Genomic DNA, 22094 nt, shown 5'->3' with positions numbered 1-22094 from the left:
TTACTCCTTTAGTCTTTAGAAAGAGGTAAATTGGCCTCTTGCCAACCAACAATACCACCAACGAGAACATGAAGCGGTGCACTTGGGTGCATTTTTCGCAATTTAATACAAGCTTCGTTAGCTCTAGGATCCGTATCGCTATAAACAATAATCTGCTTTGCACCAAACTGCGCGACATTTTCAAGCTTCTTCTCAAGCTCCGCTGTCGGAACATTTATCGCATTTGGAATATGTAATTTCTTAAAATCTTTTTTAGATCGTAAATCAATAAAAACAGCTTCATCATCGTTATAAGCTCTTAGCGCATCGGTAATACTAATGCGATATTTTTTACCACGCGCTGAGTTAATCTCATTTGCAATCAAAAGGATGACAACAACGACAAACGCTGCCACAAACATCCAGTTTTGCTGGATAAAAGGCATAATTGAATTCATATCGTTACTCTTATTTCTTATTATTTCTGACTTATCGAAGTGGCATCTCCTACCACACAACCATCGGTTATCTTACGCTATTTTAAAAAAAAATGATACAGAACAGTGATTACTCAACGTTTCCCGTATTCATCGCTTCAATGGAAAATGAATGTCGACTGATCAGCCCATTTTCAAGTTTTAAATAATCACCCTGCTGATCCCAATCACTCAACACATAGCGAGTATATCCTTGTGGGTAATTGTGTTGGTTGGGTCTATGGGTATGTCCATGAATAATGGTTTTAATATTTTTTTCTTGGAAAAATTTTTCAACAAAACTTTCTGTTACATCAATAATTCTTTTTTTACCAGCATTTTTACTCTTTTCACGAATTTTATTGGCTAATCGCAGGCGATACGATTTAGGGAGATATTTTAAAATGGTTAAAATTAATGGATGACGAATCCATTTTTTATAACGCTGATATGTTTTATCATCAATGCAGAGCTCATCACCGTGAATTAATAAAATATGTCCATCGATTAAGACCTCTTCACCGGCAAGCGTCATTCCCGAAGCTTGAGCATACCGTTTTCCAAGTGCAAAATCTCGATTCCCCGGCACAAAGTAGATATTTACTCCTTGTTGATGGAGTTTATAGAGATATGACGATATTTTAAGTGTTAACGGCGTTTGAATATCATCGCCTGCCCAAAAATCAAAAAGATCCCCTAAGATATAGAGATTATCCGCTTTTGATGCGATCTTATCGATAAAAGTGGTAAAAGCCGTCACGAGATCGTTCCGGCTTTCGCTGAGATGAATATCACTCACAAAAAGTGATATTGGCATTTTTTCTGCCATTAGTGATTACTCACCAATCACTTCGACACTTTCAATAACAATATCTTCCACTGGGACATCACCATGACCACGGCGTGAAGTTGTTTGAACTTGAGCCATCTTATCAATCACATCCATACCTTCGGTTACCTCACCAAACACAGCATATCCCCATCCTTGAGGGGTTTGTGATTTATGATCCAAGAAACTATTATCCACAAGATTGACGAAAAATTGTGATGTTGCAGAATGCGGATCCATTGTTCTCGCCATTGCCACGGAACCACGGACATTTTTCAAACCATTATCAGCCTCATTTTGGATTGGTTCACGATGTCCTTCACCTTTATCAACCATCCCTGCTTCTAAACCACCACCCTGAACCATGAATCCCGGAATAATACGGTGAAAAAGTGTACCATTGTAATATCCATCTTTTGCATACTGTAAAAAGTTTGCCGCTGTAATTGGCGCCTTTTCATGATTCAATTTAATCGTTACATCACCCATTGTTGTGTGAAACTTAAGCATAATTCTAAATCCTTCTTTCTCTAAAATAATGTAGGAGGAATCAATTTCCTCCCACGTTGTTAATACTGTCGTTTGTTATTCAGGTAAAACTTTATGAAGGGTATAATCAAATGGGCCATCATTCTCTATAGGTTTGCCATCTTTATCCGCAGGGAAAAGAATATTTTCACCTACAAAATAACGATCTTCACCATCCGGACCACCAGAAGTTCCTTCTAATGTGATAACTTGTCCCGCTTTGTTCCACGTGAAACGTCCTGCTTCATTAAAGGTTTCATTTTTACCTTTAACATCGATATAGGTCTGTTTTAAATCATAATTACCATTGTAATCGAGTGTAAGCTCAATATCGATACCACTACAATCTGCACATGGATATTGACCTTTATAAACACCAGCATAATCAAGAACATTTTGTGCTGAATGCTCTTTATCAAATTGTACTGTTGTACTCTCATCAATAACAGCTGGAGTTACTTCTTTATCATTACATGCGGTAAGAAGTAGTGCTGTGCCTAACACAATCCATAATTTTTTCATTTTAAATGTCCTTCAAAAGCATAAATATACTTAATAAATTAGTGAAATCTATTTAGTGGGTTTTTCAATAAATTTTACGCGTTCAATAACGATTGGCTTAACTGGCACATCTTGATGTCCTGATTTCGCACCCGTTTTAGCTTTCTCAATTTTATCAACAACATCCATCCCTTCAATCACTTTACCAAAAACAGTATAGCCATAGCCATCTTGCCCAGGGTAATCTAAAAAGGTGTTGTTTTGTGTATTGATAAAAAACTGACTTGTTGCAGAGTTTGGATCCATAGTACGTGCCATGGCAATCGTTCCACGCTCATTTTTCAAACCATTATCTGATTCAATTTTAATCGGTGGATTTGTTTTCTTCTGCTGCATATCCACATCAAATCCACCCCCTTGAATCATAAATCCATCAATTACTCTGTGGAAAATAAGACCATCGAAAAAACCATCATCAACATAGTTTTTAAAGTTATCGACAGTGATCGGCGCTTTCTCTTCATTCAGCTCTAAAACGATATTTCCTTCCGTTGTATCCATCTCTACATAAAGAGGTACTTCTTGAGCTAAACTTAATCCTGAAAACATTCCTGCTGTTAAAACACTTGCTAACATCAATTTTTTCATCTTATCTCCTAAAAATAATTTGTAGGGCTTATCATTATCTAGTGCAATTTTAATCTATTACATCATCTAAATAATGCCGATAGATAAAATATGGTGCTTTACAAAAGTAATTTCAATGTTTCATAGAAAATAAAAAAGGTGGATCATTCCACCTTTCGTATTCTAATGAATATATCATTGATTTTATCTATGCACGGCTTGTATATTCACGAGTATCCGTATTCACAATAATTTTTGTACCATTAACAATATATTCTGGCACAGACACTACAATTCCTGTTGAGAGTGTCGCCGGTTTATTCCGTTTTGTCGCGCTTGCACCTTTTAATTCAGGTGCTGTGTCCACAACCTCTAAAACAACCGTCTGTGGTAATCCAAGCGCAACAGGAGCATCATCAATCAAAGATACATAGTAACCTTCAATACCTTCAATAATAAACCCTGCATCATCACCGACAATTTTCTCACTCAAATAATATTGGCTATAATCTTCGCTATCCATAAACACGAAGTTATCACCATCTTTATAGGAGAATGTTGCTTCGCGCTTACTTAATTGAACATCTTCAAGCTCATCATCTGCCCGAAGTGAAAGATCAATTTTATGACTATCGGGAATGGAGAACATCTGAATTCTAAAAGTGGTATTTCCACCACGCGCAGTCGGTGCTGATTTCTCTACTTCTCGAACTAAGTAATAGAGATTATTGTAATGAATTACATCACCACGTTTCACTTCATTTGCTTTTTTCATCTTGTTCTCCTAAATATCCCAATACGATTAGAGGTTAATCATTAACCAATATTATGACTTATGCTCACGCGGATCAATATCAAAGTAATCTAAACGTTTCTTTAATGTTGAACGAGTAATTCCTAAAATTTCAGAGGCTTTTGATTGATTACCATCAGTATATTCTAAAACTTTCTCAAAAAGCGGGCGCTCCACTTCATTAATCACTAAGCGATAAAGATTTGGTGGGTATTTACCATCGAGCATATTGGAAATTTCATCTAATGCTTCCTTCACCGACTCACGCAGTGGGATGTGATCTTTAAGACGCTCACGAGAAATCATATGTTGTACTCCTAGTTCTAATTATTAATATATAAAGCGATAAATAATGTATTAATTTAAAGCTATTGCCTTATTGAATATTCTATTTAGGTGCGAAAATTCGTTTAATCCACTCAATCTGTTTTTCAGGAATCTTCTCCCTTAACATAGCACTACGCCATTGAGGATCAATCGTCTGCTCTCCCAAATACCATAAAAGATGTTTACGGGCGACCCGAACACCTTTTTCAATTCCATAAAAATCATGCAGTGCAACTACATGTTGTAAAATCACGCTAATACGCTCTTCTGCTGTTGGGATATACTCTTTTTTTTCCACTAAAGAGCGAAATAACCAAGGATTCCCAAGTGCACCACGACCAATCATAATTGCATCTGCCCGAGTCTGTTTTAAGACTTTTTCTGCTTTTTCAATCGTATCAATATCTCCATTTGCTAAAACAGGAATAGATACTGCTTCTTTGACTGCGGCGATCGTCTCATATTCTGCCTCACCTAAAAATCGATCTTCACGAGTACGCCCGTGAATCGCAAGCGCTTTAATACCAATAGCCTGGGCATATTTTGCTACGGTTACCGCATTTTTATTCTCACGATTCCAACCCGTTCGAATTTTAAGCGTCACAGGCACATCTACTGCATTAACAACCGTTTCCAAAATATCAATAACTAATGGAAGATCTTGCAATAATGCAGAACCTGCGGCCTTCTTACAAACCTTTTTAGCAGGACAACCCATATTAATATCAACTATTTCCGCACCCGATGCGACACTAAACTGCGCCGCTTCTGCCATCATTTGTGGATCATATCCTACAATTTGAGCGCTAACTGGCGCAACCTCACCTTCGTAGGTTAAACGAAGTTGTGATTTTTCGGTTTCCCAAAGATCTGAATTGGCATTAATCATCTCACAAACAGCGAGGCCAGCGCCCATATCCCGACAAATCTTACGGAAAGGAAGGTCTGTTACCCCCGCCATCGGTGCAAGCACGTAGGGCGATGATAGTTGATATTCTCCGATTTTCATTACTTACTGTTTTTTTATCCCGTAAAGCCGTGTCCAACCATCCAAACTCTTATCTGCTTGAAAATCAAACTGTTCTCGATAAGCAGCTTTTACAAATTCCGAATCATGATCTAGTAACCCAGCTAAGACAAGATGACCACCGGGTTCTACAAGATTTGAGAGGATAGGTGCTAATTCGACTAATGGGCCTGAAAGAATATTCGAAAGCACAACACGTGCTTTGCAAGTTGGTTTGAAGTTTTCCGGTAAAGAAACATTGATCGACACATTATTACGTGCCGCATTTTGCTCAGTCGCATAAATTGCCTGGGGATCAATATCAGTACTAAAGCACTCTTTCGCCCCTAATAACATTCCAGCAACACCTAAAATTCCTGATCCACAACCGTAATCAACAATTGTTTGATCAAAGAATTGAGCATAATGTTCTGAAAGCCACTCAAGACAAAGCGCCGTAGTCGGATGAGTTCCTGTACCAAATGCTAAACCTGGATCTAAACGCACAGTGGCAATTTCCGGCTCAGGAGAAGGTAAATGTGTTGGACAGATCCATAAGTTTTCACCAAATTTAATCGGCTTATAATGATCCTGCCACGCACTAACCCAATCTTTATCTTCAAGTTCATAGGTTGATACAACAGGCAGATGAGGCTCATCAAGATAGCTTGTTAAAAATCCCATAATCGCTTCAACATCGCAGGGAACTTCATAAAGCCCCGTCACCAATGTCTCGCGCCAAAGGGGCGTCTCGCCAGGTAATGGCTCGAAAATAGGCTCATCTTCACCATCCTTCATAGTGACAGCAACCGCCCCAGACTCCACTAATGCTTCATCCAACATCTCTGCCGTAAAACGCGCATCCGCTTTGAGCGTTAATTCAAACCATCTATTCATAGTTCACCATCTGTCACCATTTTAGTTGAGGGGGCAAATACTAGCTAAGAAATGAAACTTTATCAAGCAAAAGTAACCTGTTTCCATGCCCTCGTTATTTAAACAAGGGATAAATCATATCAAATAAAGCATAAGAATTGCTCATTTTTTTTACGACTTTTAATTAAGAACCTGTTTTTCCCATACATTATTATTTTACAATCTTTGCTAATGAATCACGACTTATTACAGAGTGATTACCGCACAGCTCCTTTTCAAGAAAAAACATAGTACACTAGGTATTCAATCTAATTGATCGTTCTTAAAGATAAACACAATAAGGGTGATTACCCGTCAAAGGATAAATTCTATGAGTGACAAATATGATTTACGAAAAATAAAATGGCGCTCACGTCGAGGTATGCGTGAATTAGATGCGCTTTGTGATCGATACTTAAATAGTCATTTTAAAAATGCACCTGACTCTGAGAAGGATCTCTATCTATCACTACTTGATATGCAAGATCCTGAACTCTATTCACTTCTAATGCATCGAACAGAATACCCTTCTCCTGAAATAGAAGCATTAGTTTTAAAAATGAATCCTGATCGTTTAAATAGATAGATTTATTAAAATAAGCAACCATTAAACAAGCACTTATTAGTTTGCTTGTTTAAGCAAAAATTTTATTCCATTGAATGTTTAAAGATAAGAAAAACCCACTTCATAATGAAGTGGGTTTCTTTGTATGGTGCCGGCACCACGAATCGAACGCGGGACCTACTGATTACAAGTCAGTTGCTCTACCAACTGAGCTACGCCGGCTGAACTACATTTCAGAATTAGGATTATAGAGAGATTAAAATAACCTGTCAACAGGTGTTCATTAATTATCCATTAATTTTTTTTTGCCGTTTTAAAGCATTCTCGACGGTATATTTTCCGCGTTTATAATCATTATAAGCATCAATTACTTGCTGATCCCGATAATCAAAATCACCCGAACAGGCGTAATCCTGTAAAATTTTTTCTATTGCAGGACGATAAGGCCTCGAGGAAAGATTCAACGCGACATCTGCACGAAATTTTTTCACTGCCTCAGCGATCCACTGCTGACTTTTTGCCGAAAATGCTTTTAATACCACAGCAGCATGAAGACCTGTGGTCTTATCAAGGTGAAAACCTAAGTGTATTAACTGATAATGTAAATATTGCCAGAACATGAGAAGTCCCTCTGTTAACCCAAAACTCACCGATATAAAGTCGATTTCCTTAGCAACTTGCTGCTCTAAATAATTCATCATCGCCGCACCAATTCCTTGCCGTCGATACTTTGAATTCACCGAAATACGCGAAATCCTTAAAGAAGCGTTCGCCATCGCTTCGGGAAAGTAACTTTGGCTCGTCAACATCTGCGCAACCAAATTTCCTTTCGGCCGACGAAGACCATTAAAGACATCCGTAATCAATGATTGAGGGAGAGAGCCTTCTTCAATTGCCCAAATAGCGCCTATTAACTCATCTTTTATATGTGCTAACACAAAGCGTTGCTCAGGTGCATCCATTAATCGCCGCAAATCTTGAATAGAAGTTTGATAATGGGTGTTATTTAAAAGGTGGTAGAGATTGCCTAATAGCACGTTATCTGTTCTCAATAAGTGAATATTATGATGATCATAATAGGTAAATGCTAGTTGGTCTAAGTAATCACTCTGATGATTCAAAAGGAGCGTATTTTTATCTTTTATTGGCTTTAATGGCTTTAACATCAACGATTGAGTCAAATTTTGTAGTGAGTCATCCGCTAAAAAGCGGTAATTTTGAGTTAATTGATATGCTTTAGATATCGAAACCAAATCCCCGATCTTCTCCCGTAAACCTTGACCTGTGCCTTCATAATTATCGATAGAGGAGATCATCAGAACTTTTCTAAATCGCCGACAAAGCCTTTCAAGATGGCTTAACGGCATCTTTGCTGCCTCTTCAATAACTAATGTTTCTGGTTGCTGTTCATTTTCTGATAGCGATAAAAACAGCGCATCCGGTGCACGAAATTGTAATCCTTCAATAGCCAAATACTGAGTAATTGCCTGTTGATTCGGCGCAGTAATAATATACTTTTGAGGAGCCTTCTGTACTAAATTTGCCGCTAACCATGATTTTCCTGTTCCTCGTGGTGCAAAAAGTGTGTAGATACCTTCGGGAGACATTTGAAAATCGATCATTATTAGCTGCTGCTCATTCAATTTTTCACAGGATACCGGTTTTTTTTTCATAATTGCGTTTGGAAATATTCTATTTATTGCTTTCGGAGAAATAATCTTCCCATTTCGCCAGTAATACCCCCAATAAAATAGCTGCTGCAATAAAAAATGATTAAAGTTAGGCGTCTCAATCCTTTCATGATGAAAGCGATGACTCTCTTCTAACCCAATTTTTGGCGCTAATAAAATTACCATAACGCCCCCTTCTCGAATTGCTGCTGCTATCGTTAAAAAATAATCGAGTGCAAATCCTCTACGACTATCAAACAAAATCGCATCTATTGTTGCCCCCATAAACTCTCGCGTTGCACGCAGGGGACGAATATCTTCTGATAAACATAATCTCTCATCATCAGAAAATAGAGGGGCTTTGGGATAGAATGTTTTAAACTCCGTGATCACTTGTTGCTCCTCAGTCAAAGAGGTAATTTCGATTGTCAGAATCGATCGATCTTGTGCTGATTTAGGAATATTTAAAAACGTTTTTAACATTATTATTCACTCGACAATAGTACAAAAAGGCTAATGCTTTTCGAATAATACGCGCTTGAGAAATTAAAGATATAAAAAAACCTCCGCTTGGGAGGTTTTTAAATTTGGTGGGCCATGAAAGATTCGAACTTTCGACCAACTGGTTAAAAGCCAGCTGCTCTACCACTGAGCTAATGGCCCAAATTAGAATTAAGCATTATAAAGAATTTTCGCCATCCGTCAAATTTATTTGATTTGATTTTGGCATAAAATAAAACCTCCACTTAGGAGGTTTTTAAACTTGGTGGGCCATGAAAGATTCGAACTTTCGACCAACTGGTTAAAAGCCAGCTGCTCTACCACTGAGCTAATGGCCCAAGAAAGATTAGTATTATAGTGAAATTTCAAAAACCGTCAACCGCAATTTTAGAAAAAATTGTCTTTGTCTAAAACAAATACAAATTATTCTCAATATCGATAACAGATTTTTATTTCTAATAAGCTGTTATCACGACATTTTTTTTAAAAGAGCAATACTATGCTATTGCAGATATGAAATGAATCTTTCAGCTAAAAAATTTTTATGATGTTTAAAAAACTTCTTCGACAACAAAATTTTTCTACACTATTATCGTATTAAATAGGCCATTGAAATAGGTCTATCGGCAACAATTTTACGAAACAAATAACAACATCAAAGGATTTAACAGGTGAAAAATCGGGTTTTAGGAAGTACGCTAATTATAGCGGGAACCGCTATCGGGGCAGGAATGTTAGCAATGCCATTAACATCTGCACAAATGGGATTTGGCATGACTTTTGGATTGCTCTTTTTCCTCTGGATATTATTGACCTTTACGGCGATGCTCTATGCTGAAGTACATCAATATAGCCCATGCGACGCAGGTATTGCCGGTATTACGCAACAATACTTTGGACTCACCGGTAAACTGATCGTCAATTTTATCCTACTCTTTTTTATGTATGCCGTATTGACTGCTTACGTCACTGGAAGTGGGGATCTGCTCTTTAGTGTTTTACCAAAATCATTCGATCTTGATCCCGTTAAAGCACGAAAAATTGCCTCTTTAACATTTGCAATTATCTTTGGAGCAATTGTAACAATTGGTATCGGTATTTCAGATATTACAAATCGTCTCTTTTTCTCCTTAAAAGTAATTAGTTTTGTAATCTTACTCTATCTTCTTTTTAATAAATTCTCAGTCATCAATTTACAATATAAGCCGACGAATAATCTTCTTCTATTCTCAGCACTTCCTATCTTCTTCATGACTTTTGGTTTCCACATTTGTACACCAACTATTAATGAATATCTGCAAGGGGATAATCGAAAATTACGTATTGCGTGCTTTTTAGGGTCTTCCGGTATTTTTATTATCTATATCATTTGGCAGATGGCAACTCATGGGGTTTTAAAACAATCTGAACTCATCGATATTTTAAATAAAGATCCAAGCCTAAATGGATTAATTAATGCCTTTGAAGTCACAACGGGCAGTAAAACTATCAGTGAAATGGTCCGTATTTTCTCTGTATTTGCCTTAACAACTTCTTATATTGGTGTCGCTTTAGGATTATCGAATGCGGTAAAAGATCTTCTATCGCACTTTAATATGAGTAAAAATAATCTTATGATCGGTGCTATTACCTTTATTCCACCAATTATTGTCGGATTCACCTATCCAAATATTTTCTTAAGTGCATTTAGTTTTGCAGGGGTTATTTTTGCGTTTATCGGCATTATTTTACCAGTTGTCTTAGCCTATAAATCTCGGAAATTAAATCCAAAAGGGCGTCACGTGCGGGGAGGCAATATTTCGCTTATCCTTGCTCTCTTATGTGCCGTTGTTATTATTGTAGTCGGATCATTCCCTGAATTACTCAAACTTCCAAGCGTTGTGGGTTAATGAAGCTAGAGAAGTAACAATTTAATTGAGCAAATTATAAAAGATACTAAAAAGGGTTCTATATAGAACCCTTTTTGTCTTTGCCATTTCACTGATTTTTATTATTACTGAATTTCAAGATTGACCATTTCTCGTAGACGATCAATATCAAGTAACTTAATTTGGCGATGATTAACAACAATCAGTTCCTGATCTTGCAGTTTTTTCAAAAGTCGACTAACCGTCTCCACGGCTAAACCTAAATAGCTACCAATATCTGCACGCGACATACTTAATGAAAATTCTGTCGCAGAATAACCTCGACGCTTTAAACGTGTTGATAAACTCAAAAATAGGGCAATCAACCTAGCTTTTGCAGGCTGTGAACCAATCATAGTTAACATCTGCTCATCACATTTAATCTCATGGCTCATAATCTTTAACAGTTGTCGTGAAATATTAGGAATTGAAAGCGCTATTGTATCTAATTGGCTATATGGTATTTCGCATAGACTTGTTGTTTCAAGCGTTTTTGCACCACAAGAATGCGATCCAGAACTTAAAGCATCTAATCCAAGAATCTCCCCTGGAAGATAGAAACTTGTGACATACTCTGTGCCATCATTTGCCACTTTATAAGTTTTTACAGCACCTGAACGAACTGCATAAAGGGAATTAAAAGTATCACCAGGATAATAGATATGCTTCCCCCGAGATAGTGGCTTACCACGTTGAACAATTTTTTCAAGTTTTACAAACTCATTATTTTCTAAACCGACAGGGAGACAGAGTTGTTGTAAACTGCAATTCCCACATGCGACTTTGATTTTCTTATGCATGCTCTTACCTCAAAAATGTGCTCTACTTAATAATTATTTTTAATATTTCATGCCAAAATTTTATCATAAGCAACGAAAAAATAAGTTTCCAGCACATTAGATTAATTTTAAGATCTACTCTTAAATATCAAATCAATAATATTTAATATTAGAGCGTCTTGTGCGATCAATCTGCATATACTAACATCGAATTAATCGTTTTTCGCGTTCTAATTTCATATATCGTTGCCTTTTCAACATTCTCAACAATTAAGAGATTATGCTTCAATTATCTATTTTTATTACTAATTTTTATAAATGATATCTTTTCATTAATATGTTTATAATATCTTTTTTATTTTACATTTAGAAATATTCTTAAATAGGATACGTATTTGTTTTTAAAATTGCAGCAATAATATTACTCGCTTTATTCTCAGTTTCTGCAGCTTCGCTTTCAGGATTTGATTGTTCAACAATCCCAGCACCCGCTTGGATTTTTGCAATACCGTCTTGTACATACGCAGAGCGAATAACAATAGCACTATCAAAATATTCCCCTTCAGGTGTTGCCTGAATATAGCCAATAGCACCACCGAAACTTCCTCGAGCTATTGTTTCATATCGGTAAATCTCTTTCATCGCATAGATTTTAGGAGCTCCCGTTAATGTCCCCATGTTCATTACAGCAAGATATGCATCTATCGGAGTCAAATTTTGTTTCAATCGCCCTACAACACGAGAAACAAGATGCATCACATAACGATAACGATCAACTTTTAATAATTCACGCACTTCAACAGAGTTTTCATCAGAGATAGGGGAAAGATCTTCTTTTGCTAAATCTACTAGCATTAAATGTTCCGCAACTTCTTTAGGATCATTTTTTAAAACTTCTTCCATCGCTTCATCTAATGCTTCATCAATCTCTCCGTCAATCATCCCGCGACGCTTTGTTCCTGCAATCGGATAGATCTCAATTTCACGTGTTACAGGATGAAATTTAACGGCTGATTCTGGAGATGCACCAAAAAGAATAAATTCAGGATCATGTAGATAAAAAAGATATGGACTTGGATAAGCTGATTTCAGGGCTAAATAACTATCGAAAGGATTTTTACATATTAAAGAAAATGCCCGTGAAGGAACAATTTGAAGAAGTTTCCCTGCTTTAATCTGACTAATAAAATCCTTCACAGATGCTTTAAAAGGCGCACTATCAGGAATAGAAACGCCATTTTTGACCGACATTATGGCATCTACCCCTTGAAGTTGTGGATAACCTTGAGGATAAGTAGTTTCATAACTCTGTGAATGAAGTTGTGTATTATCTGAGGATATTTCTAATGAATCTTTAATTATTACATCTTTGGTTGATCCTGTGGATAACTCTTGGGATTGTGTGGGGAAAGTAGAATTATAAAACTTATTTTTATTAGCGATATTATCTTTAACTAATTGTAATTGCTGAGAAAATTTTCGATATGCTTCTAAACGAGAATCTGCAGATGTATGATGAAAAATCTGTTCAAAATAAGAAGTTTTCGTTTGATGATCGTACGAGATTAGACTTTCTGCAAAATAAAGGCATAAATCCCGCTCTCTCCCCTTTTCTGGTATTGGAATTTGATAGATTTCCCCCACAAGATCATAACCAAAAAGCCCACTAATAAATGGCGATAACTCTGAATTTTGAAGGGCTAATAAAGGATCTAATATTGATAAAACACCTCGAGGATATTTCGCTTTATCATTTGAAAACTGAAAATCGATAATTGTAGAATTTACAGGATGATGAATATTTGGAAAAGCATTCTGTAAAATAGTTAAAAGTTGATATCCCACCGGAGAGAGAGCTTCCACTTTGACCACGGTTTTTAAAGCAGTAATCCGTAGCGCAACTTTAGTAATCAGCATACTTTTTAATGCCCGTTGATCATCAGTACTTGCAGACTCAAAAAGCATACTATGCGTTTGTTTATTCTGAGTAATAATCGTCTGATAGAGCGCTGCCGGCTCATATTGAGCATTAATCGTTTGACGGATGGTGAATAATTCTGATCTAGAAAATGGTGCGATTGTCATTTTTTCCTCTCTTTTAGACAAGTATCCACAATATTTAGATCATAAAAAAACCCGCATATTGCGGGTTTTGGTTTTACATTCTTTTTTAAAAAAATCGAATGGTTACCCGCAAATAGATGCGCGTGACCACCAACGACGATTCATTTTAAAAAAAGAAGATAACATTTAAAAATCCTTTAAAAATTAATACAACTTATTCTTGTTACAGATTCTTTTTTTATAGTGACTACTTCAATCATCATAAAAAAAGAACCCTGATTATTTTGAAATTCTTAGGATATAATTTGCATGTTTTTTGGAGGAAGTCAACAAATTTAATTTCGAATAATCAGGGCCAAGAGCAGAAATTTTTATTTCCAATAAAAAAGCGTTACTACACTGTTCTAAAGTAATACTAACAATTAGTAAGATCGCTTATAAAAACTATTGAAGTGCTGGTTGAATTGCTTTTGCTGATTCTTCAACACTCATTAAACTATTTACTAATGTTAAAACCATTCATCTAATTAAACATTAACACAAATGAATGCTAATTACTTTTGAGAATGATTCTTATTATTAATAATTTTATCTGATTTGTCTATCTTTTTTGAAATTTTTTTATCAAAAATTTATCCATGAAGTTATCAACATAGTTATCCATATATCTATCCACAACTTACCCTTCGCTATAAGTCTACTTATTTTTAATTTTCGCCCCTCTTTCTTTCCAATCAATAAATCTAGTGATAGAATATTGCCAATTTTGAAAAGAGAAAATAGTCACGATAAGGGGAAGAATATGAGCCAATTAACAACAGCAATTCGTTCAACTCATTATCGTATTCAATAGCCGACAATAGTCGGTTTTTTTTTGGAAAAAATAAATAAAGAATAGACAATGACAAAACCAATTATCGCTCTCGACTTCCCAAACTACCTTGAGACAAAGGCATTTTTGGAAATGATGCCAAAACAAGAAGAACTCTATATTAAAATCGGAATGGAGCTTTTCTACAATGAAGGACCAATGCTCGTAGAAACACTTAAAGCTCGCGGCTACGAGGTATTTTTAGATCTCAAACTCTATGATATCCCCAATACTGTGAAAAGTGCGATGATCGGTCTTGCGAAAATGGGTGTTGATATGGTGAATGTCCATGCTGCTGGCGGTAGACGTATGATGGAAGAAGCGCTTGAAGGATTAGAGATCGGTAGCGGCAACTCAAAACGTCCTCGTCTAATTGCTGTCACACAGTTAACGAGTATGAGTGAAAAAGAGATGCAAGCTGAACAAAATATTCAAACTACTCTTCTTGAGTCTGTTATCCATTACAGCAAAATGACGAATAATTCAGGCCTTGATGGTGTTGTATGTTCGGCACTTGAAGCGAAAATGGTCAAAGAAAATACACGGGAAAGTTTTCTCTGCGTCACACCGGGAATTCGTTTAGCATCGGATGATGCAGATGATCAACGCCGGATCATGACACCATTTGAAGCAAAGAAAAATGGTTCGAGTTATATCGTCGTAGGGCGTTCAATTACACAAGCAAAAGATCCTCTTAAGGCTTATTACACTGTTAAAGAAGAATGGGAAAGAACAATATGATTAAAAATGATGTAGCAGAAGCACTTCTCTCGATTGATGCCGTTTCACTCTCTCCTAAAGAGCCTTTTACATGGGCTTCAGGATTAAAATCACCTATTTATTGTGATAATCGGTTGATCGTCAGTTATCCAGAAGTTCGCAAATTTATCTCGAAAAACCTTATCAAATTAATTCAAGAAAATTTTCCAGAAGTTGAAGTAATCGCGGGTACTGCAACAGCGGGTATTCCACATGCATCATGGGTCAGTGCTGTTCTTGAAAAACCAATGGTCTATGTCCGCAGTTCACCTAAAAAGCACGGTCGTGGCAATATGATTGAAGGGATTATTAAAGAAGGACAAAAAGTAGTTATTGTTGAGGATTTAATCTCTACTGGCGGAAGTTCATTAACTTGTGCGGCTGCACTTCGTGAAGCAGGAGCTAATGTCATTGGCGTTGCGGCAATTTTCTCCTATGATCTACCAATTGCAGCAGAAAACTTCGCTAAAGAAGGATTACACTATGCAACATTAAGCAATTACCCTGCACTTCTTGAAACGGCGCTTAAGAAAAATATCATTAATGAAGAAGAACGCATTACTCTTACTGAATGGAATAAAGATCCAAGCCGTTGGGGTAAATAAACAATAATGATTGTTCACTATATTGAATGGAGCGTTGAGATTCTAGTCGATATTCTTAACGCTTTCTCAATTCTTGTTCTCCTTATCGGCGTTATTAAAGCAGCTTTAGGCTTTATTAAGAATGAGTTTTCGAAAGAGGATCGGTTTGCAATTGCACATAAGAATAATGGCATAAAAATCTATCTTGGTTCTTATATTCTTCTTAGTTTAGAGATTTTGATCGCATCAGATATTATCGAAACGATTATGAATCCATCAATTGATGATATGTTAATTCTCGGCGGAATCGTTGTGATTCGTACAGCAATTTCTTACTTCTTAGGTAAAGAGATTGAAGCTGGAAAAGACGAGAAGTAAAAAATTAGATTGTATTAAAAGGATTTCAATAGTGATTGAAATCTTTTTTTATCGACCAAAAAAAATCGATTTTTCGAGATTAATTTCTTGTAGAAATGATTTTTCCTCCAATAAAAAATCTGACAATATAGTAAACGGTTAGCAATATTTACGCCTACTACTATTGAGTAAAATCTATATTGAAAGTATCCATAGAATCCTAAGTATGATTGAGGAACCACAATGCATCAGACCAAAGCGGAATTAAACAATCTTATCGATATGGCAGCCGGTCGAACTCCTGTCGATCTTCTCATCACTAACTGTAAAGTTGTTGATGTTTATAATCAGACATTAATGGATGGCCCCGTCGCAATTGGCGATGGCAAAATTGTTGGCGTTGGTCATGAATATGAGACCAAAGAGAGATTAGATGCTAATGGTGGAATTGTTATGCCGGGGCTGATTGACGGTCATGTGCATATAGAATCCTCTTCGCTTACGCCGGCACAATTTGCCAGAACAATTCTTCCTTTTGGAACCACAACGATTATTGCTGATCCTCATGAAATTGGAAATGTGTGTGGTGTTAAAGGTATTCAATATATGCTCGATGCAAGCCGAGATTTGCCACTGAATATTAAAATTCAATTACCATCTTGTGTTCCCGCTACGCTATTTGAATCCGCTGGAGCAATTTTAGAAGCGGAGGATTTAGAACCGCTTTTTACTGATGAAGGAATTTTAGGACTTGGGGAGGTTATGGATTATCCTAGTGTTATTAATCACGAAAATAAAATGATAAATAAACTTCTGATGGCTAAAAAACATCAGCGTGTTATTGATGGTCACAGCCCCGGTGTTAAAGGACTAGAACTCACAGCCTATATTGCTTCTGGTGTTATGACAGATCATGAATGTAGCGATACTGAAGGGATGCTCACTCGACTAGCAATGGGACAATATATTTTGCTAAGAGAAGGATCTACATGTAAAGATCTTTTAAATCTTCTGCCTGCTGTAACACCTGCTAATGCACGACGTTGTGTCTTTTGTACGGATGACCGTGAACCCGATGATATTCTCAAAACTGGCCATATCAATAAAAGCCTTCGTTTAGCGGTTGAATATGGAGTTGATCCGCTTCTTGCTGTAACAATGGCAACGCTCAACGGAGCAGAATGTTTTGGTCTTAAATCTAAAGGCGCAATTACCCCGGGAAAAGATGCAGATCTACTCATTGTGAATAACCTTAAAGAATTTATGCCGTTACATGTTTTTACCAAGGGAAATGAAGTTGCTCGAAATGGAAAAATGTTAATTGATCTTCCTGAATATCATTCAGAAGATGTGCTTAACACCATTAATATTGCGCCTATTACTGTGGATAACTTTGCTTTAAAGCTCTCTTCCGATAAAGTCCATGCAATTGGAATTATTCCCAAGAGTGTTGTGACTAAAGATTTGATTATTGATGTAATACGAGATTCTAAAGGATATTTTGATCCGCAAAAAAATAGCTCTCTCAATCTCAATAAGCTCGCAGTAATTGAACGTCACCATGCTTCAGGAAAAATAGGCCTAGGAATATTAGCGGGTTATGGACTTAAAAATGGCGCTATTGCTGTTTCGGTTGCCCATGACTCACACAATATTGTCGTTGTTGGCGATAACGATACCGATATGCTTACAGCAGTAAAAGATATAGAGAAAATTGGCGGCGGTTTTTCGCTTGTTCAAAAAGGAGAAGTCTTAGCGAATTTACCATTACCAATTGGTGGTTTAATGACAAATCAAACGGCAGAAAAAGTGGCTGAAATTATTGAACATCTTATTCAAACAGCCCGACAACATTTTTCGCTACCAAATACATTCCATCCTCTAATGACGCTTGTCTTTATGACATTGCCGGTAATTCCGGAATTGAAATTAACATCTAACGGATTGTTTCATGTGAAACAATTTAAATTAATTGATGTTTCGATCAAGGAATAATTCATTAAAACATCAAAAGCCGAGAAAGAGTTCTCGGTTTTTTTAATATCACAAATAAATTTAAAACTGAAAATTTGCCAATCGCTGTGTTGCGATCTCTTGCCACTTAGTTCCTACTTTTCCATAATTGGCATATGGATGAATGGAAATTCCGCCTCTTGGGGTAAACTCACCACGAACTTCAATATAGAGCGGATCCATTAATTTAATAAGATCATTCATAATGATGTTAACGCAATCTTCGTGGAATGAACCGTGATTTCGGAAACTAAAAAGATAGAGCTTTAATGACTTACTCTCCACCATCTCTATCGTTGGAACATAAGAGATATATATTTTGGCAAAGTCTGGTTGATTCGTCATTGGGCAGAGTGTTGTAAACTCAGGGCAATGAAAATTCACTAAATACTCACGTTCTTGATGGCCATTTTTAAATGTTTCAAGAACGTTTGGTGAATAATCAGTTGGATAAATTGTCGCTTGATTACCAAGTAATGTTAAGTTTTCTAATTGTGCTTTCTTATCTGAACTCATAATAATTTCCTTAGTTTTTTATTGTGGGAGATTGCGAACCACAGTGATAGCAATTACTGCGAATCAATATTGTAGTTAAAACTTTAAGGAAACACATTTTTTATATCTCTATTTAAATAAGCAATTGAGAATTAAAAATGCTCAAAAATATTCCCCTTGCTATAATATTTTGCGTTTAAATACCCCCCAATTTTCCCCATAATGTTCATAAAAGGATTCCAGATGACAGTGAATAATCACGCCTCTACAATTGAAAAAGGAGATAAAAAGACACTTCTTGCAGCAACATTAGGTTATGCAATGGATGGTCTTGATATTATGATTCTTGCTTTTGCGCTGATACTTATAAAAGCAGAATTTGATTTAACAGATGCCGAAGGTGGGATGATTCAAACAATTACTTTAATCGGAACAGTCATTGGGGGCATATTTTTTGGGATGCTTGCAGATAAATATGGACGGGTTCGTGTTTTTAATTGGACAATCCTCCTATTTTCACTCTTTACGGGACTTGCAGCAATATCAACATCCGCTGAGATGTTCACAATCTTTCGCTTTATTGCCGGCTTAGGATTAGGGGGAGAATTTGGGATTGGAATGACATTAGTGGCAGAAACATGGCCTGCAAATAAACGTTCACGCGCAACTGCTATTGTCGCAATCGGTTTCCAAATAGGAATTGTCTTAGCAGCTCTGGTTGGATTACTTTCACCCTACATTGGATGGCATGGCATGTTTATCATTGGCGCTCTTCCAGCACTTTTAGTCTGGTGGACGCGCCGAAACCTTCAAGAACCCGAAATTTGGTTACAAGTAAAACGTGAAAATCGTAATAAAATTTCTATAAAACCGCTCTTTAAAAATCCTCGTACAACACTTACGACTATCGGATTAATTATCGCAACAAGTGTTCAAAACTTTGGATTCCACGGAATTATGGTTTGGATGCCAACAATGCTTGCTAAAGAGCATCAATTTACCCTTTCAGGAACATTTTTCTGGACGATTATTACAACAATTGGGATGGTTATTGGAACACTCACATTTGGAGCAACATCCGATAAAATCGGTCGTCGTCCTACCTATATTTTCTTTCTTTTAGTGAGCGCAGCTTTTGTTTGGATCTATTTCCAACAATCAAATTACTACGTTTTAATGTTTTTAGGGGCGGTTTTAGGATTCTTTGTTAATGGGATGATGGGTGGCTATGGTGCTCTACTTTCCGAACATTACCCAACGGAAGCTCGTTCTTCGGCGCAAAATATTATCTTTAATGTTGGTCGAGGTGTTGCTGGTTTTGCACCTTTTATCATCGGAACTTTAGCTATGAAACATGACATTAGCTATGCTCTTGGACTAATTTCAGGAGTTTATCTCTTATCGGCACTTGCCTTTATCTTCTTAATTCCTGAAACAAAAGGGAAAATTTTAGACTAATCAATTTGTACTAAATATTGATTCTTATAATAAAGGGACTAAAAATATATGTAGTCCCTTCTTTTTTCCCTTTATACTAGTAATTCCACTATTTGATTTTTAAAAATCAGATTCAAATCATTTCTTGCTGTTGAATTATTTTAGATATTAAACAGCGATCAATTAGGAGTTATTTAACATGTTGAAAAATCTCCCAAAAAAACTTTTCCTTTCTATAACACTCTCCGCACTTTTGGTTCCTACAATGGCGCAGAGTCTTTCACCCTTAGAAGAATATATTGATATTACCTTAAATCATGCAGATGAAAAGGTTGAAACATCAGCGAAAAATAGCGAACAGGAAGCAAACTACCCCTCATATGAGGATGTTATTTCAAAATTGACTAATCAATATTCCGATAAGCTCGCAACTGCAAATGACAAAATTATAGATATTGGACTTCTGAAAGAACTCCCCGCTAGAAAACAGTTACAAAAGCTTACTAATGCCGTCGGGACTCTTCTTGAAGGTGCTAAAAATAATGATTCCGATTCAATCTATCTATTGGGACTTCTCAATGAAGTTACCGGTGATGAAGATTGGACATATAATGAAGATGCTTATAAAAATGCCAAAGTCCTCTACGAAAAAGCACAAGAACTTGGTTCTAAAGATGCGATTTATTCACTAGGCGAACTCTACTACTACGGCAATGGTGTTGATCAAGATTATGAAAAATCCTTTGAACACTACTCTGATCCACTTTTAACGAATTATCCTGAAGCTATTTTTAGCCGCGCCGTACAATTTGACAGTGGTGAAGGTGTTCCACAAGATTATAAAGAATCCTTTACACTCTTTAAAAAGGCTGCAGATCTTGGCCATGTTCCGTCCACATTCAATGTTGGGTATATGTATGATCACGGTGAATATGTAGATCAAAGTAATGAAGAAGCCTTGAAGTGGTATCAAAAAGCATGTGATATGGGTGATTCCGATGCCTGTATCTCAACCGAAATTGTCAGTGAACGTATTGATGCTAAAAATACCCCAAAAGCAGAATCTACACGGGCAACATCTCCTAAAAACGACTCAAGCTTACAATCACTTTATGAAGCAGTAATCGGGACAGTTGAACCTGTTGAGCCATTAGAACTCACGAGTGATAGTATTTTGAATGCTGATAATGAACAAGCAGCTCAATTCCTTCGAGACAATAGTGAAACATTGCTCACAAATATAAAAGAAAATAATGATGCTGAAAGTCTATTTTTAATCGGCTATCTCTTCTATCTTGAATATTTAAATGATGATAATGACCAAACACTTAAACAAGCGGTTGATATACTTCAAAAAGCCGATGCACAAGGTGATGAGAATGCAACTTTCTATCTTGGAAAAATATATCTAGAGAATGCCGAAGATAATGTCGGTTATATCCAAGGACGAGCATATCTTGAAAAATTACGTAATAGTGATAATGCAGAAGCTCTTTTCTATCTTGCTGCCGTATATGATCAGGGTTTAGGTGTGCCTCAAAACTATCGTGAATCCTTTAACCTATATAAACGAAGTGCAGAATTAGGCAATGCTGCTTCTGCTTATAACGTTGGTTTCATGTATGAACATGGTGAGTATGTGGATAAAGATATTGAAGATGCACAAGCTTGGTATAGCAAGGCATGCATTATGGGTGATACAGATGGCTGTGATGATGCTAATCGCTTAGAGTTAATTATTAAAAATAAAGAAGAACGTATCGAAAAAGTGACTCAAAAACTCGAAGACAACATTAAAGGCATTTTCGATGGGATCCTTAATGCGATTTCTCCAGAAGAGAACAATGAGTAATTTTCATTAAAAAAATACAAAAGATAGAAGCTGCTAAGTGCTTTTTAGCAGCTTTTTTATCCCCTTTTAATAATATTTTTTTATATTTTATTCAGAAAATTATAGATTTGGAATGCTCTATAATTTGTAATAATTCTATGTAAACGATCGCAAAATAGTCCTAAAAGTTACTGATATTTACAGAAAGCATGCCATTATTAGGTCACTTATTATTGAGGGAAAAGTAAGCATAAAAGCTTAGAATAGCATTAATTAAGTT

Annotated in this window: 21 protein-coding genes, 3 tRNA genes and 1 riboswitch; of the genes, 8 read left to right on the top strand and 16 right to left on the bottom strand. The window is 36.3% G+C overall.

The genetic code is table 11. The features are described 5' to 3' along the window. Positions 1-8: 8 nt before the first annotated feature. The 9 genes from ACPF7B_RS08195 to prmA all read right to left on the bottom strand — a co-directional run bounded on the left by ACPF7B_RS08195 (position 9) and on the right by prmA (position 5963). Positions 9-437, bottom strand: coding sequence for a rhodanese-like domain-containing protein (locus tag ACPF7B_RS08195; protein WP_490505321.1), 429 nt, complete (start codon positions 435-437; stop codon positions 9-11). Positions 438-546: 109 nt separating this feature from the next. Further along, complete coding sequence (locus ACPF7B_RS08190) at positions 547-1284, bottom strand: UDP-2,3-diacylglucosamine diphosphatase (protein ID WP_490505320.1); 738 nt, start codon at positions 1282-1284, stop codon at positions 547-549. 6 nt (positions 1285-1290) lie between these two features. Continuing rightward, complete coding sequence (locus ACPF7B_RS08185; protein WP_490505319.1) at positions 1291-1794, bottom strand: peptidylprolyl isomerase; 504 nt, start codon at positions 1792-1794, stop codon at positions 1291-1293. A gap of 75 nt (positions 1795-1869) precedes the next feature. Next, on the bottom strand, positions 1870-2334 hold the full coding sequence (locus tag ACPF7B_RS08180; RefSeq protein ID WP_490505318.1) for a copper resistance protein NlpE: 465 nt from the start codon (positions 2332-2334) through the stop codon (positions 1870-1872). Between the two features lie 48 nt (positions 2335-2382). Then, complete coding sequence (locus ACPF7B_RS08175; RefSeq protein WP_490505317.1) at positions 2383-2961, bottom strand: peptidylprolyl isomerase; 579 nt, start codon at positions 2959-2961, stop codon at positions 2383-2385. A gap of 187 nt (positions 2962-3148) precedes the next feature. Continuing rightward, on the bottom strand, positions 3149-3715 hold the full coding sequence (efpL, locus tag ACPF7B_RS08170; protein ID WP_490505316.1) for an elongation factor P-like protein EfpL: 567 nt from the start codon (positions 3713-3715) through the stop codon (positions 3149-3151). A gap of 51 nt (positions 3716-3766) precedes the next feature. Further along, positions 3767-4039, bottom strand: coding sequence for a helix-turn-helix domain-containing protein (locus ACPF7B_RS08165; RefSeq protein WP_490505315.1), 273 nt, complete (start codon positions 4037-4039; stop codon positions 3767-3769). 82 nt (positions 4040-4121) lie between these two features. After that, positions 4122-5069 (bottom strand): tRNA dihydrouridine synthase DusB, encoded by a 948-nt coding sequence (dusB, locus tag ACPF7B_RS08160; protein ID WP_490505314.1) that lies wholly within the window; start codon positions 5067-5069, stop codon positions 4122-4124. Between the two features lie 3 nt (positions 5070-5072). Continuing rightward, positions 5073-5963 carry a 50S ribosomal protein L11 methyltransferase gene (prmA, locus tag ACPF7B_RS08155; protein WP_490505313.1) on the bottom strand — a complete coding sequence of 297 codons (891 nt, stop codon included), beginning with the start codon at positions 5961-5963 and terminating at the stop codon, positions 5073-5075. A gap of 349 nt (positions 5964-6312) precedes the next feature. Here prmA and ACPF7B_RS08150 point away from each other — a divergent pair, with 349 nt between their 5' ends. Then, positions 6313-6567 carry an FAD assembly factor SdhE gene (locus ACPF7B_RS08150; RefSeq protein ID WP_490505312.1) on the top strand — a complete coding sequence of 85 codons (255 nt, stop codon included), beginning with the start codon at positions 6313-6315 and terminating at the stop codon, positions 6565-6567. A 125-nt stretch (positions 6568-6692) separates the two neighbouring features. Here the strand turns inward: ACPF7B_RS08150 and ACPF7B_RS08145 are convergent. From ACPF7B_RS08145 to ACPF7B_RS08130, 4 genes are all read right to left on the bottom strand, one after another. Continuing rightward, positions 6693-6768: transfer RNA gene (locus tag ACPF7B_RS08145), tRNA-Thr, on the bottom strand. A 65-nt stretch (positions 6769-6833) separates the two neighbouring features. After that, positions 6834-8699: a GNAT family N-acetyltransferase gene (locus ACPF7B_RS08140; protein WP_490505311.1), complete on the bottom strand. Its 1866-nt coding sequence runs from the start codon at positions 8697-8699 to the stop codon at positions 6834-6836. A 105-nt stretch (positions 8700-8804) separates the two neighbouring features. Further along, positions 8805-8879: transfer RNA gene (locus tag ACPF7B_RS08135), tRNA-Lys, on the bottom strand. Positions 8880-8980: 101 nt separating this feature from the next. Further along, positions 8981-9055: transfer RNA gene (locus tag ACPF7B_RS08130), tRNA-Lys, on the bottom strand. Between the two features lie 333 nt (positions 9056-9388). Here ACPF7B_RS08130 and ACPF7B_RS08125 point away from each other — a divergent pair. Further along, positions 9389-10606 carry an aromatic amino acid transport family protein gene (locus ACPF7B_RS08125; RefSeq protein ID WP_490505310.1) on the top strand — a complete coding sequence of 406 codons (1218 nt, stop codon included), beginning with the start codon at positions 9389-9391 and terminating at the stop codon, positions 10604-10606. Positions 10607-10710: 104 nt separating this feature from the next. Here ACPF7B_RS08125 and fnr read toward each other — a convergent pair whose 3' ends face one another. Next, positions 10711-11424 (bottom strand): fumarate/nitrate reduction transcriptional regulator Fnr, encoded by a 714-nt coding sequence (gene fnr, locus ACPF7B_RS08120; protein WP_490505309.1) that lies wholly within the window; start codon positions 11422-11424, stop codon positions 10711-10713. A 357-nt stretch (positions 11425-11781) separates the two neighbouring features. Continuing rightward, positions 11782-13488 carry a chorismate-binding protein gene (locus ACPF7B_RS08115; protein WP_490505308.1) on the bottom strand — a complete coding sequence of 569 codons (1707 nt, stop codon included), beginning with the start codon at positions 13486-13488 and terminating at the stop codon, positions 11782-11784. An 880-nt stretch (positions 13489-14368) separates the two neighbouring features. On the opposite strand from ACPF7B_RS08115, the gene pyrF reads away from it, so the two are divergent. The 4 genes from pyrF (at position 14369) to ade (ending at position 18033) form a co-directional block, all read left to right on the top strand. After that, entirely contained in the window at positions 14369-15079 is a 711-nt protein-coding gene (gene pyrF, locus ACPF7B_RS08110; protein ID WP_490505307.1) for an orotidine-5'-phosphate decarboxylase, read from the top strand. Next, positions 15076-15702: an orotate phosphoribosyltransferase gene (pyrE, locus tag ACPF7B_RS08105; protein ID WP_490505306.1), complete on the top strand. Its 627-nt coding sequence runs from the start codon at positions 15076-15078 to the stop codon at positions 15700-15702. Before pyrF ends, pyrE begins: the two co-directional genes overlap by 4 nt. 6 nt (positions 15703-15708) lie before the next feature. Further along, positions 15709-16059, top strand: coding sequence for a DUF1622 domain-containing protein (locus tag ACPF7B_RS08100; protein ID WP_490505305.1), 351 nt, complete (start codon positions 15709-15711; stop codon positions 16057-16059). Positions 16060-16281: 222 nt separating this feature from the next. Continuing rightward, complete coding sequence (gene ade / locus ACPF7B_RS08095; RefSeq protein WP_490505304.1) at positions 16282-18033, top strand: adenine deaminase; 1752 nt, start codon at positions 16282-16284, stop codon at positions 18031-18033. A gap of 60 nt (positions 18034-18093) precedes the next feature. On the opposite strand, the gene queF is transcribed toward ade, so the two are convergent. Further along, a complete protein-coding gene (queF, locus tag ACPF7B_RS08090) occupies positions 18094-18567 on the bottom strand; it encodes a preQ(1) synthase (RefSeq protein WP_490505303.1) in 474 nt (157 codons plus the stop codon). Between the two features lie 4 nt (positions 18568-18571). After that, positions 18572-18615, bottom strand: a riboswitch (PreQ1 riboswitch). A gap of 174 nt (positions 18616-18789) precedes the next feature. Between queF and ACPF7B_RS08085 the strand changes: the two genes are divergently transcribed. Both ACPF7B_RS08085 and ACPF7B_RS08080 read left to right on the top strand, forming a co-directional pair. Then, positions 18790-20004: an MFS transporter gene (locus ACPF7B_RS08085; protein WP_490505302.1), complete on the top strand. Its 1215-nt coding sequence runs from the start codon at positions 18790-18792 to the stop codon at positions 20002-20004. A 178-nt stretch (positions 20005-20182) separates the two neighbouring features. Next, positions 20183-21835, top strand: a complete 1653-nt coding sequence (locus tag ACPF7B_RS08080) for a tetratricopeptide repeat protein (RefSeq protein ID WP_490505301.1) — start codon at positions 20183-20185, stop codon at positions 21833-21835. Positions 21836-22094: the final 259 nt, after the last annotated feature.

The organism is Ignatzschineria sp. 22MB058224 (assembly GCF_058188435.1).
Note: the sequence above shows the minus strand (reverse complement) of the source record. Positions and strands in the feature narration are given on the sequence as shown.

Coding starts and splice junctions, on each gene's coding strand:
- fnr (WP_490505309.1), bottom strand. CDS start 11,424: ATGCATAAGAAAATCAAAGTCGCATGTGGGAATTGCAGTTTACAACAA.
- ACPF7B_RS08175 (WP_490505317.1), bottom strand. CDS start 2,961: ATGAAAAAATTGATGTTAGCAAGTGTTTTAACAGCAGGAATGTTTTCA.
- ACPF7B_RS08165 (WP_490505315.1), bottom strand. CDS start 4,039: ATGATTTCTCGTGAGCGTCTTAAAGATCACATCCCACTGCGTGAGTCG.
- ACPF7B_RS08180 (WP_490505318.1), bottom strand. CDS start 2,334: ATGAAAAAATTATGGATTGTGTTAGGCACAGCACTACTTCTTACCGCA.
- pyrE (WP_490505306.1), top strand. CDS start 15,076: ATGATTAAAAATGATGTAGCAGAAGCACTTCTCTCGATTGATGCCGTT.
- ade (WP_490505304.1), top strand. CDS start 16,282: ATGCATCAGACCAAAGCGGAATTAAACAATCTTATCGATATGGCAGCC.
- prmA (WP_490505313.1), bottom strand. CDS start 5,963: ATGAATAGATGGTTTGAATTAACGCTCAAAGCGGATGCGCGTTTTACG.
- ACPF7B_RS08080 (WP_490505301.1), top strand. CDS start 20,183: ATGTTGAAAAATCTCCCAAAAAAACTTTTCCTTTCTATAACACTCTCC.
- efpL (WP_490505316.1), bottom strand. CDS start 3,715: ATGAAAAAAGCAAATGAAGTGAAACGTGGTGATGTAATTCATTACAAT.
- ACPF7B_RS08150 (WP_490505312.1), top strand. CDS start 6,313: ATGAGTGACAAATATGATTTACGAAAAATAAAATGGCGCTCACGTCGA.
- pyrF (WP_490505307.1), top strand. CDS start 14,369: ATGACAAAACCAATTATCGCTCTCGACTTCCCAAACTACCTTGAGACA.
- ACPF7B_RS08115 (WP_490505308.1), bottom strand. CDS start 13,488: ATGACAATCGCACCATTTTCTAGATCAGAATTATTCACCATCCGTCAA.
- ACPF7B_RS08100 (WP_490505305.1), top strand. CDS start 15,709: ATGATTGTTCACTATATTGAATGGAGCGTTGAGATTCTAGTCGATATT.
- queF (WP_490505303.1), bottom strand. CDS start 18,567: ATGAGTTCAGATAAGAAAGCACAATTAGAAAACTTAACATTACTTGGT.
- dusB (WP_490505314.1), bottom strand. CDS start 5,069: ATGAAAATCGGAGAATATCAACTATCATCGCCCTACGTGCTTGCACCG.
- ACPF7B_RS08085 (WP_490505302.1), top strand. CDS start 18,790: ATGACAGTGAATAATCACGCCTCTACAATTGAAAAAGGAGATAAAAAG.
- ACPF7B_RS08140 (WP_490505311.1), bottom strand. CDS start 8,699: ATGTTAAAAACGTTTTTAAATATTCCTAAATCAGCACAAGATCGATCG.
- ACPF7B_RS08195 (WP_490505321.1), bottom strand. CDS start 437: ATGAATTCAATTATGCCTTTTATCCAGCAAAACTGGATGTTTGTGGCA.
- ACPF7B_RS08190 (WP_490505320.1), bottom strand. CDS start 1,284: ATGGCAGAAAAAATGCCAATATCACTTTTTGTGAGTGATATTCATCTC.
- ACPF7B_RS08185 (WP_490505319.1), bottom strand. CDS start 1,794: ATGCTTAAGTTTCACACAACAATGGGTGATGTAACGATTAAATTGAAT.